This window comes from Microbacterium terrae, from assembly GCF_017831975.1.
GTDB classification, from domain to species: Bacteria; Actinomycetota; Actinomycetes; order Actinomycetales; family Microbacteriaceae; genus Microbacterium; species Microbacterium terrae.
This window is the reverse complement of the sequence record NZ_JAFDSS010000001.1, coordinates 1,289,887-1,304,549: the sequence shown is the minus strand read 5'-3', so window position 1 is coordinate 1,304,549 and position 14,663 is coordinate 1,289,887. Positions and strand designations below refer to the sequence as shown.

13 protein-coding genes are annotated in these 14,663 nt (G+C 70.7%); 6 read left to right on the top strand and 7 right to left on the bottom strand.

Translation table 11 applies throughout. The features are described 5' to 3' along the window. Nucleotides 1-52: 52 nt before the first annotated feature. From JOD63_RS06020 to JOD63_RS06000, 5 genes are all read right to left on the bottom strand, one after another. A complete protein-coding gene (locus JOD63_RS06020; protein ID WP_045274048.1) occupies nucleotides 53-1,558 on the bottom strand; it encodes an amidohydrolase in 1,506 nt (501 codons plus the stop codon). Continuing rightward, the gene (locus JOD63_RS06015; protein ID WP_045274049.1) at nucleotides 1,555-2,196 is read right to left on the bottom strand and encodes an FMN-binding negative transcriptional regulator; all 642 of its coding nucleotides are present in this window, start codon (nucleotides 2,194-2,196) and stop codon (nucleotides 1,555-1,557) included. Before JOD63_RS06015 ends, JOD63_RS06020 begins: the two co-directional genes overlap by 4 nt. Before the next feature lie 20 nt (nucleotides 2,197-2,216). Continuing rightward, the gene (locus tag JOD63_RS06010) at nucleotides 2,217-3,233 is read right to left on the bottom strand and encodes an Fpg/Nei family DNA glycosylase (protein WP_045274050.1); all 1,017 of its coding nucleotides are present in this window, start codon (nucleotides 3,231-3,233) and stop codon (nucleotides 2,217-2,219) included. 6 nt (nucleotides 3,234-3,239) lie between these two features. After that, nucleotides 3,240-3,731, bottom strand: coding sequence for a ribose-5-phosphate isomerase (locus JOD63_RS06005; RefSeq protein WP_045274051.1), 492 nt, complete (start codon nucleotides 3,729-3,731; stop codon nucleotides 3,240-3,242). A 72-nt stretch (nucleotides 3,732-3,803) separates the two neighbouring features. Continuing rightward, a complete protein-coding gene (locus JOD63_RS06000) occupies nucleotides 3,804-5,021 on the bottom strand; it encodes a ferrochelatase (protein ID WP_045274052.1) in 1,218 nt (405 codons plus the stop codon). Nucleotides 5,022-5,120: 99 nt separating this feature from the next. Here JOD63_RS06000 and JOD63_RS05995 point away from each other — a divergent pair, with 99 nt between their 5' ends. From JOD63_RS05995 to JOD63_RS05970, 6 genes are all read left to right on the top strand, one after another. Beyond that, entirely contained in the window at nucleotides 5,121-5,483 is a 363-nt protein-coding gene (locus JOD63_RS05995; protein ID WP_045274053.1) for a PadR family transcriptional regulator, read from the top strand. A gap of 1 nt (nucleotide 5,484) precedes the next feature. Beyond that, entirely contained in the window at nucleotides 5,485-6,840 is a 1,356-nt protein-coding gene (locus tag JOD63_RS05990) for a permease prefix domain 1-containing protein (RefSeq protein ID WP_045274054.1), read from the top strand. Nucleotides 6,841-6,980: 140 nt separating this feature from the next. Continuing rightward, a complete protein-coding gene (gene pepN / locus JOD63_RS05985; RefSeq protein ID WP_045274055.1) occupies nucleotides 6,981-9,527 on the top strand; it encodes an aminopeptidase N in 2,547 nt (848 codons plus the stop codon). Between the two features lie 66 nt (nucleotides 9,528-9,593). Beyond that, entirely contained in the window at nucleotides 9,594-10,727 is a 1,134-nt protein-coding gene (locus tag JOD63_RS05980; protein WP_045274056.1) for a mechanosensitive ion channel family protein, read from the top strand. Beyond that, a complete protein-coding gene (locus tag JOD63_RS05975) occupies nucleotides 10,724-11,224 on the top strand; it encodes a globin (protein ID WP_211088062.1) in 501 nt (166 codons plus the stop codon). The genes JOD63_RS05980 and JOD63_RS05975 overlap by 4 nt, the downstream gene beginning before the upstream one ends. A gap of 47 nt (nucleotides 11,225-11,271) precedes the next feature. Next, the gene (locus JOD63_RS05970) at nucleotides 11,272-12,939 is read left to right on the top strand and encodes an FAD-binding dehydrogenase (RefSeq protein ID WP_045276200.1); all 1,668 of its coding nucleotides are present in this window, start codon (nucleotides 11,272-11,274) and stop codon (nucleotides 12,937-12,939) included. A gap of 1 nt (nucleotide 12,940) precedes the next feature. Here JOD63_RS05970 and JOD63_RS05965 read toward each other — a convergent pair whose 3' ends face one another. Both JOD63_RS05965 and JOD63_RS05960 read right to left on the bottom strand, forming a co-directional pair. After that, nucleotides 12,941-13,948 (bottom strand): magnesium and cobalt transport protein CorA, encoded by a 1,008-nt coding sequence (locus JOD63_RS05965; RefSeq protein WP_045276201.1) that lies wholly within the window; start codon nucleotides 13,946-13,948, stop codon nucleotides 12,941-12,943. Nucleotides 13,949-13,983: 35 nt separating this feature from the next. Next, the gene (locus tag JOD63_RS05960; RefSeq protein WP_045276202.1) at nucleotides 13,984-14,658 is read right to left on the bottom strand and encodes a hypothetical protein; all 675 of its coding nucleotides are present in this window, start codon (nucleotides 14,656-14,658) and stop codon (nucleotides 13,984-13,986) included. Nucleotides 14,659-14,663 lie beyond the last annotated feature (5 nt).

Sequence of the window (14,663 nt, the reverse complement as noted above, 5' to 3'; positions counted from 1 at the left end):
CTGTCCCCCTTGCGGGCGCGCCGGCGAAGCGGGGCCGGCCGGTTGCCGGCGGTCAGCCGACGTGCGTCAGGCGTCCGCCGAGGAGCGTCGCGGCGACCGGCATCGTCCGCAGGTCCGCATCGCCCGCGGTCAGCGGGTCCCGGCCGCAGAGCACGAGGTCGGCGAGTCGTCCCGGTTCGATGCGGGCGGGCCGCTCCGAACCGCCGTGTGTGGAGGCGGCCAGCGCCGTCTCGGGGTCCACGCCCTGCTGGGGCTGCCAGGCGGGCCGACCGCCGCGGGTGCGGTGCACGGCTGCGGCGATGGCCGCCCACGGGTCGAGGTCCGACACCGGAGCGTCCGACCCGAAGAGGAGGTTCGCGCCGGTGTCGGCGAGGGCGCGGAGCGGATACGGCTGCGCCGTCTGCTCGGCCCAGATCGTGTCGGTGAGGTCGCGGTCGTCGATGGCGTGCTCGGGCTGCACGCTGGCCGAGACGCCGAGGCGGCCGAACCGCGGGATGTCGGCGTGTGCGACGAGCTGCGCGTGCTCGATCGAGCCCCAGGCTCCGGTCGCGGCGAAGGCGTCGAGAGCATTCGTGTTGGCGAGGTCGCCGATCGCATGGATGGCGCACGCGAGGCCGGCCCCGGTGGCGGCGGTCATGAGGTCGACGAGCATCGCCGGGTCGACGGTGAGCAGACCGTGGTTGGACGGGTCGCCGGGATAGTGGTGCGAGCACGCCGCGGTGCGGGTGCCGAGCGACCCGTCGGTGATGACCTTGAGGGCGCCGACACGGGCGAGGTCGGATGCCGCGCCCCGCGCGACATCACCCGTCTGGAGACCCTCGGCGATCGCCCGATCGAGGTGGTCGGGGTAGATCCCGAACTCGACGCGGAGGGTGTCGAAGCCGGCTCCGATGCGCCGGGCCCAGGCCTCCTCGTTCCACGCCATGTCGAGATCGACCAGTCCGACGATGCCCTTCGCGGCCGCCGCCCGGGTCATCACCGCGACGGCGGCGTCGGCGTCTGCGGGCGCGACCGCGTTGAGGCGTCGCGAGATCTCGAACGCCGGAGCCTCCCGCAGCATCCCGCTGTCGTCGGCGGTCATCGACTCACGCCGCAGCGCGGCGGAGTTCAGCCAGACACTGTGGACGTCGGCGTTGATCAGGTACGTCGGCACGTCGCCGGTGGCGGCATCCAGCATCGCCACGGTCGGTCGATCCGGCCAGAGCGCATCGCGGAAGCCCGTGCCGATGCGACGGCCGTCGGGCCTTGCGGCCGCCGCGCCCATCACCGCGGCCGCCTGGGCCGCCGAGGTCGCGTCGCCGAGCGGCGTGCGCTGAGCGGCGAGGGCCCACTGCACCACGTGGACGTGATGGTCCCAGAGCCCCGGTGCGAGCCAGGCGCCGGCGCCGTCGAGCACCGCGCCCCGGCGTGGCAGGGCCCCGGGCGGTGCGATGTCGACGATGACCCCCTCGGCGAGGTGCACGTCGACCGGCTCGTCGCCGAACGGGTCCATGCGCTCGGGGGCTGCCAAGCGCACGTCGGTCACGACGTCGACGGTCTCCCCGGCCGCGACGCTCATCGCGCGGCCTTTCGCGTCGCGAGATCGCGGCGCATCTCGGCCGGCAGACGGGGGTCGGCGTACGCACCGGATCCGCGCTCGAGCTCGACGATGACGTTCTCGACGACCTCGTCGGACTTGTTCTGGCTCAGCTTGCGCTTGCCCACGACACGGGTCGGCGTGAGCCGGAAGCCGATCGTGCCCCGCTCGAGCTTGTGGACGAAGTCGGGGTCGTTCGGGGCTTCCCACATGAGTCGCGGTGCGTCCATAGAACTCTCGAACCGCGCGACCAGCCGCTCGAGCACCCGCAGGTTCTCCTCGGGGGTGAGCAGCTCGGGCACGCCCGACAGGTGCGCCGACACGAAGTTCCAGGTGGGCACCGCGGCGACGTCGCCGTACCAGCCGGGCGAGACGTATCCGTGCGGTCCCTGCACGACCACCAGCAGCTCGGTCGCGCCGAGCCCGTGCACGAGGTCGTCGGGGCGGCCCACGTGGCCGACGATGGTGAGATCGCCGCGGTCGTCGTCGAGCAGCACGGCGTAGTGCGAAGCCACCAGGCCGTCGGGCGTGTGGCTCACGAGCGTGACCCACGGATTCTGCTCGATCAGCCGGCGGATCTCGGCGACGTCGGTCATCGCGAAGCTCGGGTTCTGGCGCATCTTCCCAGCCTAGGAGGCGTTCACGCCTGGCAGGACGGGCACCAGTACAGCTTGCGGGTGGCGGCCTCCTCGACGATCACCGCGGTGCCGCACACCCGGCAGGGCAGCCCCGCGCGGTGGTAGACCCAGTGCCGGTCGTCTCGACTGGCCATCGCCTTGCGGTAGTCGGCCGGCGAGAGGTCGTCCATGGTCATCATCTGACCGGTCTCGACGCCGATCGCGAGCATCCGCACCCAGTCGCGCCACAGGCCGCGCACGACGTCCTCCGGCACGTCGCGACCCGGCGTGTGCGGATTCTGGCGTGCGCGGAAGAGCAGTTCTGCGCGGTACACATTGCCGATCCCGCTCACGACGCTCTGATCCATCAGCAGCAGGCCGATCGCCGTCGGCTTGCGGCGCACCACTGCGGTGAAGCGCTCCTCGCCCTCGGCGACGTCGTCGACGAGGGGATCGGGACCGAGCTTCGCGATGGTTGCCGCGACCTCGTCGGGGGTCTGCAGCTCGCACGCGGTGGGTCCGCGGAGGTCGGCGCACGTCAGATCGGTGAGGAGGCGAAGCCGCACCTGGCCGACCGGGGCCGGCGGCCACTGCGCGTCGTCACCGCCGAGGCCGGTGGTCTGCTCCGACATCCGCACGTGCACGCGCGTGCGCCGAGGTGCTCCGATCGACGTGAGCGAGTTCTCTCCGGCGTCGTCGAGGATCGGGTCATCGTCGAGCGCCGGCGCATCGAGGTCGGTGCCGCGCTGATTCGTCTGCCCCATCCGTCCGTTCGCGGAGGCGATCGTCGGGTCGACGAGGATCTCGCCGGCGAAGTCCCACGCCCCGTACATGCCGAGGTGCACGCGCAGCCAGAGGTCGTCGTCGAACTCGACGAACATCTGCTTGCCCACCGCCCGCACCGCGGTGACGGCACGACCGGAGATCACGGCAGCCCCCTCGGCGAACCGCCCCTGCGGGCTCGATGCGGTGACCGAGCGCCCGACGAAGTTGCGGTCGAACTGTCGTGCGATCCGGTGGACGGAGTGACCCTCGGGCACAGCGGCTCAGACCGCGGCGCGCGGGTCGGGCTCGAGGGTGCCGTCGGTCTCGTACGCCGCGAGCTGGCCGATGCGGCGGGCGTGACGCTCCTCGCCCGAGAACGGGGTCGCGATGAACCGGTCGATGAAGCCGACCGCCTCATCGAACGTGTGCTGCCTGGCACCGATCGCGATGACGTTGGCGTCGTTGTGCTCGCGGGCGAGCTCGGCGGTGGCGATCGACCAGGCGAGGGCGGCACGGATGCCACGCACCTTGTTCGCGGCGATCTGCTCGCCGTTGCCCGAGCCGCCGAACACGACGCCCAGCGCCTCGACGCCTGCCTCCTGGTCGGCGACGACCGCCTGCGCGGCGCGGATGCAGAACGCCGGGTAGTCGTCGAGCGCGTCGTACTCGATCGGTCCGTGGTCGATCACATCGTGCCCCTGGGCGGCCAGGTGGTGCTGCAGCTGCGTGGAGAACTCGAGGCCGGCGTGATCGGTCGCGATATGGATGCGCATGGGTCTCATCCTATTGACGGTGCGCGCCGGGGCGGCTCGCACGGCGGTCTGTGACGTCGGGAGCTCGTGAGGTCAGGGGGCGATGCCGGATGCCGCGGGCTTGAAGCCGGCGCGGACGTTCTCGCAGCAGGCGGGCCGGCACACATCGAACCAGGGCCCGAGAGCGGTCCGGTGCGGGCGATCCGCCGCGGGGGTGCCGTTCAGGCGCTCCTCGACGAGGTCGACCAGGCCCGCGACGAACGCGGGGTCGACTCCCGGGGTGGGCGTGCGCACCGCGCGGAGACCGGCCTCGGCGGCGGCATCCATCGCCTCGGTGTCGAGATCCCAGAGCACCTCCATGTGATCGCTCATGAATCCGAGCGGCACGATCACGACCGCCTGTGCACCCAGCTCCGGGAGACCCGCGATCACGTCGTTCACGTCGGGCTCGAGCCAGGGCTGCGAGGGCGGGCCCGAGCGGGACTGGTAGACGAGCTCCCACGCGATGCCCTCCGATCCGGGGACCTCGGCGGCGACGGCATCCATCACGACCTCGGCGACGGCGAGATGCTGCGCGGCGTAGGCGCCGCCTTCGCCGAAGTCGCGGTGCGCCGGGTCGCCCTCGCGGGGCCCGGAGCGCTCGGCGTCGGCGGTGGGGATGCTGTGGGTCGAGAACAGCACGCGGATGCCGTCGGCCGCAACGCCGTCTGCGAGGAACCCCGCGACCGCCGCGCGCACGCCGTCGACGAACGGCTGGACGAAGCCCGGGTGGTCGAAGAACTGGCGCACCTTGTCGATGGTGATGCTGGCGGCGAGGCCCGTCTCGTCGAGCACGCGGGCGAAGTCCTCGCGGTACTGGCGGCAGCTCGAGAACGACGAGTACGCGCTCGTCGCGAGGGCGAGCAGATTGCGGTCGCCGGCGGCATCCGCCTCCTGCACCGCGTCCTCGAGGTACGGCGCCCAGTTGCGATTGCCCCAATACACCGGCAGGGCGATCGCACGGCGGGCGAGCTCCGCCTCGAGCGCGGACTTCAGCGCTCGGTTCTGGGCGTTGATCGGGCTGATCCCGTCGAAATGCCGGTAGTGGTGCGCGACCTCTTCGAGCCGCTCGTCGGGGATGCCGCGTCCGCGCGTCACGTTGCGCAGGAACGGGATCACGTCGTCCTGCCCCTCGGGGCCGCCGAATCCGGCCAGGAGGATTCCGTCGTACGCGACAGGCGTCTCGATGTACGGCGCGCCGGCTGCGGCGGCCGGCGACGCGTACGGGACGAGCGGTTCGGATGAGGCGGGGGCGGTGTCACTCGCAGTCACTCCCCCATCCTCGCACCGTGTGGGCGATGATCGACCTCTCGAGGTGCGAGTGATACCTTGTAGCTCTAGGTACATAGAACTGCAAGGTAGGTGCATGCGATGCGCATCGGCAAAGACCTCGTCGCCGCCACGGCGACGCCGCTCGTGCTCGGCATCCTCTCGGAGGGTGAGAGCTACGGATACGCGATCCTGCAGCGGATCGCCGAGCTCTCCGACGGGCAGCTCGAGTGGAGCGACGGGATGCTGTACCCGCTGCTGCACCGGCTCGAGCGGCTCGGGCACGTGGAGTCGTCGTGGGTGTCGTCGCCCGCCGGGCGCCCGCGCAAGCATTACCGCCTCAGCCGTTCGGGCGAGGCAGCACTCGCCGAGCAGCGTTCGCAGTGGACGGTGGTGAGCGCCGCGCTCGCCCGCGTCTGGACCGAGCGCGACGGCGGAGCAGCCCTCGCGTGGGGAGGTGCCTGACATGGCGGACTTCTCGCTCGACGCCGCGGTCGCGGAGTGGCGTTCGTCCGTCGCCGCTCAGCGCGCCATCGCCCCCGCCGACGTCGATGAGCTCGAGGCGCACCTGCGCGAGCGCATCGACGCCCTCACCGGTTCCGGCCTCGCCGATGACGAGGCCTTCCTCATCGCGCTGAAGCGCCTGGGCGCGGTCGACGACCTGTCGCAGGAATACGCGCGCGAGCACACCGAGCGCCTGTGGAAGCAGCTCGTGGGTGCACCGGCGCGACCGAGCGGCTCGTCCGGGCTCGCCCTGGCACTCGGGTTCGCGTTCCTGGCAGGCATCCTCGTGAAGATCCCGACGCTGTTCGACGCACCCGGCGCCGAACAGTTCTTCGGGGGCGGTCCTGCGGCGTTCTCCGCGTCGATCTCGCTCGTGCTGGCGTGTCTGGCCGGCTACTTCGCCGTCGTGCGCCGCGCTCCGCTCCTCGGCGTCGTCGCGGCGACCGTCGGGTTCGTCGCGATCACGACGGCCAACCTCGTCTACCCGTTCGTCGCGGGCGGGATGACCGAGATGCTCGCAATCGTCCACGCGCCGATCGCCCTCTGGCTGCTGCTGGGGATCGTCTTCGCGGCCGGCGCGTGGCGCAACGCCGCGACCCGCATGGACTTCATCCGCTTCACGGGCGAGTGGGCCGTGTACTACGCGCTCATCGCGCTGGGCGGCGCGGTGCTGGTGGCGCTCACGATCGCGCTCTTCTCCGCGATCGGCGTGGATGCGGCGCGGTTCGCCCAGGACTGGATGATCCCGTGCGGCGCCGCCGGCGCGGTGCTCGTGGCGGCCTGGCTCGTCGAGGCGAAGCAGGCGGTGATCGAGAACATCGCTCCGGTGCTCACGCGCGCTTTCACGCCGCTGTTCACCGCTCTCATGGTCGCCCTCATCGTCGTCGGCCTGCTGCAGGGCGGTCTCGGTGAGGTCGATCGGAACCTCCTGATCCTGTTCGACATCACGCTGCTGATCGTGCTCGGACTGGTGCTCTACGCGATGAGCGCGCGCGACCCGCTCGCGCCGCCGTCGTGGTTCGAGCGCCTGCAGCTCGTACTCCTCGCGACTGCAGTCGCCGTCGACCTCATCGTGCTCGTGGCCATGCTGACCCGCATCGGGGAGTTCGGACTGACCGCGAACAAGGCGGCGTCGCTCGGTCTCAACGTGATCCTGCTCGTGAACCTGGTCGTGGCCATCGTGCTCCAGACGCGCTTCGTGGTCGGCCGCACGCCGTTCGCGACACTCGAGCGCTGGCAGACCGCGTACCTGCCGGTGTACCTCGCCTGGGCCGTCGTCGTCGTGCTGGTCTTTCCTCCGCTGTTCACATACGCGTGATCGCGCGCGCATCGGGCCGAGGCGGAGCGTAGGGTGGGAGGGTTGCCGTCGGCGCCAGCAGCGCTCCGGCATCCACGGAACGGCCTGCGGCAGTCGCCGCCGGCCGAGCTCATCCCACCCACACCCACGGGAGCATCGCAGTGCCTGGAGAGAACCTCACCCGCATCGAGGCGCAGGAGCGCCGCGCGATCGTCGACACGCAGTCGTACGAGGTAGCGCTCGACCTGACGAAGGGCGCCGAGGTCTTCGGATCCCGCGCCGTCATCCGCTTCACCGCGACGGAGGGCGCATCGACCTTCATCGACCTGATCGCGCGCGAGGTGCGCGAGATCACCCTGAACGGCCGCACGATCGACCCCGCCTCCGCGTTCGCCGACTCGCGCATCGCCCTCGACGGCCTCGCCGCGGAGAACGAGCTGGTCGTCGACGCCGACGCGCTGTACACGAACACCGGTGAGGGCCTGCACCGCTTCGTCGACCCGGTCGACGGCGAGGTGTACCTGTACTCCCAGTTCGAGGTGCCCGACTCGCGCCGCGTATTCGCGGTGTTCGAGCAGCCCGACCTCAAGGCCACGTTCCAGTTCACGGTGACCGCCCCGGCCGCCTGGAAGGTCGTCTCCAACTCCCCCACGCCCGAGCCCACCGCCGCCGGCGACGGTGTCGCGACGTGGACGTTCGAGCCGACCCCGCGCATCTCGTCGTACATCACCGCGCTCGTCGCCGGGCCCTACGAGTCGACGTTCTCGGAGCTCACGAGCGCATCGGGCCGGGTCGTCCCGCTCGGCGTCTACGGTCGCAAGAGCCTCTGGCAGCACCTCGACGCCGACTACATCTTCGACAAGACGCGCGAGGGCTTCGCGTACTTCGAGGAGAAGTTCGACTTCCCGTACCCCTTCGCGAAGTACGACCAGCTGTTCGTGCCCGAGTTCAACGCGGGGGCGATGGAGAACGCCGGCGCGGTGACCTTCACAGAGACGTACGTCTTCCGCTCCAAGGTGACCGACGCGGTCAAGGAGCGACGGGTCGTCACGATCCTCCACGAGCTCGCCCACATGTGGTTCGGCGACCTCGTCACCATGAAGTGGTGGAACGACCTCTGGCTCAACGAGTCGTTCGCCGAATGGGCGTCGACCATCGCCACTGCCGAGGCGACCGAGTGGACCGAGGCGTGGACCACGTTCAACGCCATGGAGAAGTCGTGGGCGTACCGCCAGGACCAGCTCCCCTCGACGCACCCGGTCGTCGCGACGATCAACGACCTCGAAGACGTGCAGGTGAACTTCGACGGCATCACCTACGCCAAGGGCGGGTCGGTGCTCAAGCAGCTCGCCGCCTGGGTGGGCATCGAGGAGTTCTTCGCCGGCGTGGCGGCCTACTTCAAGAAGCACCAGTGGTCGAACACCGAGGTGGGTGACCTGCTGGCCGAGCTCGAGGTCACGAGCGGCCGCGACCTGTCGACCTGGTCGCGCAAGTGGCTCGAGACCGCCGGCGTGAACACCCTCTCGCCCGAGATCGTGACCGACGCCGACGGCGTCATCACCCGGTTCGCGATCGTGCAGACCGCTCCGGCTGACTACCCGACGATCCGCCCCCACCGTCTCGGTGTCGGCTTCTACAGCCTCGAGGGCGATGCGCTCGGGCGCGTGCACCACATCGAGCTCGACGTCGACGGCGACCTCACCGAGGTTCCGCAGCTGAAGGGCCTCACGCGCCCCGACCTCGTGCTGCTCAACGACGAGGACCTCGCCTACGCGAAGATCCGCCTCGACGAGCGTTCGTTGAAGACCGCGATCGACCACCTCGGACAGATCAGCGACCCGCTCGCGCGCTCGCTCGTCTGGGGCGCGGCGTGGGACCAGACCCGCGACGCCGAGGCATCGGCATCCGATTACGTCGACCTGGTGCTGCGCAACATCGGCTCCGAGACGGAGTCGACCACCGTCCGCACCACGCTCGCACAGCTGCTCCTCGCGGCGAACGCGTACGTCGCACCGGCCAAGCGCGAGGCGACCCGCGAGAAGGTCGCCGACGCGCTCTGGGCGCTCGCTGAGGGCGCCGACGCGGGCAGCGACAGCCAGCTGCAGTTCGTCACCGCGTTCGCCGGCGCCGCTGCGACCGCGGACCAGTGGGCGAAGGTCGCAAGCCTCCGCTCGGGTGACGCGACGTTCGCCGGCCTCGAGATCGACACCGACCTCTCGTGGCAGCTGCTCGTCTCGCTCGCTGCCGGGGGCCTCGTCACCGCGGCCGACGTCGATTCCGCCCTCGCCGCGGACAACACCGCCAAGGGCGGCGAGTTCGCCGCGCAGGCTCGCGCCGCGCTGCCGACGGCCGAGGCCAAGCAGATCGCCTGGTCGTCGCTGGTCGACAACGCCGACCAGCCGAACACCATCGTGCGCTCGGCCGCGGCCGGTTTCGTCCACCCCGCGGGGCGCGACCTGCTCGCCGGCTTCGTCGATGCGTACTTCGCAGCGCTGCTGCCGATCTGGGACTCCCGCACGTACCAGATCGCCCAGTACCTCATCGTCGGCCTGTACCCGGCCCCGCTCGCGGACGTCGCGCTGCGCGACGCCACGCGCGCCTGGCTCGAGGCGAACGCCGACGCCGCCCCCGCCCTGCGTCGCCTCGTCGCCGAGAACCTCGCCGGCGTCGAGCGCGCACTCGCTGTGCAGGAGCGCGACGCGCAGTGATCGACCCTCGGATGCCTCGGCCCCGCTCTCAGGCGGGCCGAGGCATCCGTCGTTAGGATCGTCCCGATGATCAGACCACCCCTCGATTCGACCGGCGGCGACACGACCGGAACCGACACGCCCGAAATCACCGATCCCACCTTCTGGGCGACGATCGGCCAGTGGCTCGTGGACGCGGGCGTCACCCTGCTGACGATGCTCGGCATCGTGGTCGGCGCGATCATCGTCGCGTGGATCCTGCGGATCGTGATCCGCCGCGTCGTCGACCGGATCGTCAACGGCGCGAAGTCCCGCGCGAGCGTACTCGACACCATGGCTCTCGAGCGGTCGCCACTGGCTTCGGTTCGGCTGGTGCAGCGCACGCGCACGCTCGGGTCGATCCTGCAGAACATCGTGGGCGTGATCATCGTGATCATCGCGTTCATGCTCTGCATCATGGTCGTCGCGCCCGACGTGCTGGCCTCGCTCACGCTGCTGAGCGCGGCGATCGGCGCGGGGCTCGGCTTCGGCGCGCAGAACATCGTGAAGGACGTGCTGAACGGCATCTTCATCGTCGCCGAAGACCAGGTCGGCATCGGCGACGTCGTCGATCTGGGGCTCGCATCGGGCGTCGTCGAGTACGTCAGCGTGCGCATCACCCACGTCCGCGACGTGAACGGCACGCTCTGGTACGTGCGCAACGGCGAGATCACCCGCATCGGCAACCTCTCGCAGGGCTGGTCGCGCGTGATCATCGATCTCGCCGTCGCCGTCGACTCCGACATCGACCTCGTCGAGAAGACCCTGCTCACGACCGCCCGCGATCTGGCGGCCGACCCGAAGTGGCGCACCCGCGTGCTCGAGCAGCCCGAGGTCTGGGGCCTCGAGTCGATCTCAGGAGACGCGCTGGTGATCCGTCTCGTCATGAAGACCCGCGCGAACGCGAAGGACGACGTCGCGCGCGAGCTGCGCATGCGCATCAAGCACGCGCTCGACGACCTGGGCATCGCACTCCCGTCGCTGTCGGCCGTCATGCCGACGGGCATCGAGGGCGCCCTGCGCGTGCGCGGCGCCAATCCGCCGAAGACCCGGCCGAACCCGGTGGCTCAGCCCATCGCGGAGCGGCCGGTCTGGCGCCCGAAGCGGACGGCCAAGTCGAAGCCGCACACCGCCCCCGACGCATCCGACGACCAGTCCTCCGAAGCCGAGGACAAGCCGTGAGCGACGCCACGCCGGTGAGCTTCTACGACGAGGTCGGCGGCCATGACGTGTTCGTGCGGCTCGTCGCCGCCTTCTACCGCGGCGTCGCCGACGACGAGGTGCTGCGACCCATGTATCCCGAGGAGGATCTCGGCCCGGCGGAGCACCGACTGCTGATGTTCCTCGAGCAGTACTGGGGCGGCCCCACCACGTACGGCGAGCAGCGGGGTCACCCGCGGCTGCGGATGCGGCACGCGGGGTTCCACGTCAACCCCGACGCGCGTGACCGCTGGCTGCAGCACATGCGCGTCGCCGTCGACGAGCTCGATCTCTCGCCGCTGCACGAGGCCACGCTGTGGGACTACCTGCAGCGCGCCGCGCATGCGATGGTGAACACGTTCGAGCCCACGGGCATCGGACCGGCCGCCGCGGGCCGTGACGCCACGACGGGCTCCCCCGCAGGCGATGCACCCCGGTCCCATATCCCGATCGTCTCGGCGCCCCGCGACGACGACTGACTCTCCTCCCCCCCCCCTCCCCCCGCCCGTTGACGAAGGAGTCGACAATGCCCGCAACCGCCACGCACACCGCTGATGTGCTCGTCATCGGATGGGGTCTCGCCGGCCTCGTCGCCGCAGGCGAAGCCGTCGCCGCCGGCAAACGGGTCGTCGTGATCGACCAGGAGCCCCGCAGCAACCTCGGCGGCCAGGCGTGGTGGTCGTTCGGCGGCCTGTTCTTCATCGACTCCCCCGAGCAGCGCCGCTTCGGCATCACCGACTCGCTCGAACTCGCCCGTCAGGACTGGTTCGGCACCGCCGGGTTCGATCGCGACGAGGATGCCTGGCCCCGCCGCTGGGCGGAGGCGTACCTGCACTTCGCGCATCAGGAGAAGCGCGCGTGGCTGCGGGAGAAGGGCGTCGGCTTCTTCCCGGTCGTGGGGTGGGCGGAGCGCGGTGGCTACACGGCGACCGGGCCTGGCAATTCGGTGCCGCGCTTCCACATCACCTGGGGCACCGGGCCCGGGCTGGTCGCACCGTTCCAAGCGGCGCTCGAACAGGCCGAGGCGGACGGGCGCCTGACCGTCCTCCCCCGTCACCGCGTCACGGCACTGGTCGACGTCGACGGCGTGGTCACGGGCGCGCGCGGCGACGTCCTGGCGCCGAGCGGGGCGGCACGCGGCGTCGCGACCTCGCGCGAGACGGTCGGGGAGTTCGAGATCGCGGCGGGCGCGACCATCGTGTCGTCGGGCGGCATCGGCGGCAACCACGATCTGGTCCGAGCGAACTGGCCGGCACGGCTCGGTACGGCGCCGGAGACGATGATCACCGGCGTTCCGGCTTACGTCGACGGCTCGATGCATGCCGTCACGGCGGCGGCGGGCGCCCGGCTCATCAACGGCGACCGCATGTGGCACTACGTGGAAGGCATCCAGAACTGGAACCCGGTGTGGCCCGAGCACGGCATCCGGATCCTCCCCGGCCCGTCGTCGGTCTGGCTCGACGCGACCGGCGCACGACTGCCCGTTCCTCTCTTCCCGGGCTTCGACACGCTCGGCACGCTTGCGCACCTGCGCGCGACCGGACACGACCACTCCTGGTTCGTTCTGTCGCAGAGGATCATCGAGAAGGAGTTCACGCTCTCGGGCAGTGAGCAGAACCCCGACCTCACCGGCAAGGACGTGCGCCTGCTCGCGAAGACGCGGCTCGGAAAGGGCGCCGGCGGGCCCGTGCAGGCCTTCATGGACCAGGGGGCGGACTTCGTCGTGCGCGACACCCTCGACGAGCTCATCGCAGGCATGCAGGCCCTTCCGGGCGGCGACGTGCTCGACCCCGCTCAGGTGCGGCTCGAGGTCGAGTCGCGGGACCGCGAGGTCGACAACGACTTCACGAAAGACGCCCAGATCGCGATGCTGCGCTCTGCCCGCGCCTACCGGGGCGACAAGCTCATCCGCACGGCGACCCCGCACCGGATCCTCGACCCCAAGAACGGACCGCTGATCGCGGTGAAGCTGCACGTACTCACCCGCAAGTCGCTCGGAGGCATCGAGACCGATCTGTCGGGCCGTGCGCTCGGCGCCGACGGATCGCCCATCCCGGGCCTGTACGCAGCGGGCGAGGCGAGCGGATTCGGCGGCGGCGGCGTGCACGGCTACCGCGCACTCGAGGGCACCTTCGTGGGCGGATGCCTGTTCTCGGGACGGATCGCCGGACGGGCTGCCGCAGCGGCGGTGTGAGCTACAGCCAGCTCCGCTTCTTGAAGATGCGGTACAGGGTGAACGCGAAAGCCGCCATGGCGAGCAGGGCGAGCGGATAGCCCCACGGCCACGCCAACTCGGGCATGAACACGAAGTTCATGCCGTAGATGCCGGTGATGAGCGAGGGAGCGAAGATGATCGCCGCCCAGCTCGATATGCGCTTCGTCTGCTCGGACTGCGCCAGGCTCGTCTCGTTCTGACGCTGCGCGACGAGCGTTGCGTGGACGGTCAGCGCGTTCTGGAGGGTCTGACGGTACTCCTCGATCTTCTCGACCGTGCGCAGGACGTGGTCGAGCACGTCGCGCAGGCCACGCCGCAGCTCGAGAGCGGAGTCGTCGACGCTCTCGCGCGACTCGAGGTCGTCGCGGATCGCGGTGATGATCCCCTGCAGCGGGGCGATGGCGCGTTTGGTCTCCATCACCTCGCCCGCCAGATCGTAGATGCGCTTGGTCACGGCGGGATCGCCGCTGAACAGCTGCGCCTCGATCTCGTCGATGTCGTTCTCGAGGCCCTCCATCACGGGCGCGTATTCGTCGACGATCTGGTCGAGGATCGCGTAGAGCACCCCCATGGTCCCGCGGCCGAGCAGTTCGGGTGCGCTCTCCAGGCGCGCGCGCACGCGGGCGAGGTCGGGCGACTCCGCGTGCCGCACGGCGACGACGAAATCGCGGCCGACGAACAGATCGACCTCGCCGAACTCGATGGCCTCGACATCGTCGAGGTATCGCGCCGGCCGCAGCACGAGGAACAGGGTGTCGCCGTAGCGCTCGAGCTTGGAGCGCTGGTGGCCGACGAGCGCATCCTCCACCGCGAGGGGATGCAGATCGAACTCCCCCGCGACCAGGCCGAGCTCGTCGGGCCCCGGACGGTAGAGGCCGATCCACGCGAATCCCCCGTGTTCGGCGAGGGCCTCGGAAGTCGACGCGAGGTCATCCGGAGTCGACACCCGATGCCCGTCCACGTAGATCGCGTTGTCGATCACAGCCATGGGGCAAGTGTCGCACCCGCACGACGCAGAACGGGTCAGCTCGCCGTGCCGGTCGAGCGCACGTCGGTGAGCCCGGTGCGGACCGGACCCCGCACGATCACGTGGCCGCGCTCCAGCGTCAGCCGAGTCCAGGGCCCAGCCGTCCGCACACGGGCCACCTCGTCGCCGGCGATGAAACCCAGCGCGAACGCGGCGAACGCGGTGCCCAGCGGCAGTCCGCCGAGCGCGTCGTCGGGAGCGCCCCACACTGAGGCGCGGATCGAGCGCACGACGTCTTCACCCGGGTTCTGCGGCATCGCCTCCGCCACCGACGCGATGCCCCATTGCGCGCGTGATGCGAGCACGGATGCCCGGATGCCGGCGACCTCGTCCCACCCCGAGCGCGGCGGGGTGACACCCGTCCACGGCGCCGAGACCGCGACGTCGGGCAGTTCGACCGCCGTGGTCTCTCCGACCGCCCCGGCCAGCGACTGCGCGTCCACGACGATGTCGCAGACCAGTTCGGGGTCGACCGGCAGCATCCGCATGCCGAGCACGGTCGGCGTGGCGTCGAACAGTCCGCGCGGGGCCAGGGGCGCCGAGGTCATCACGAGCACCCCGTCTGCGGCGCGCAGGCGCACCGCGCCGTCACCGAGCTGGCGGGTGCGGCCGGCGAAGGTCAGGGCATCGGAGGCGGCATGGGCGTCGGGGAAGATCAGGCGCTGCGACATCCGCC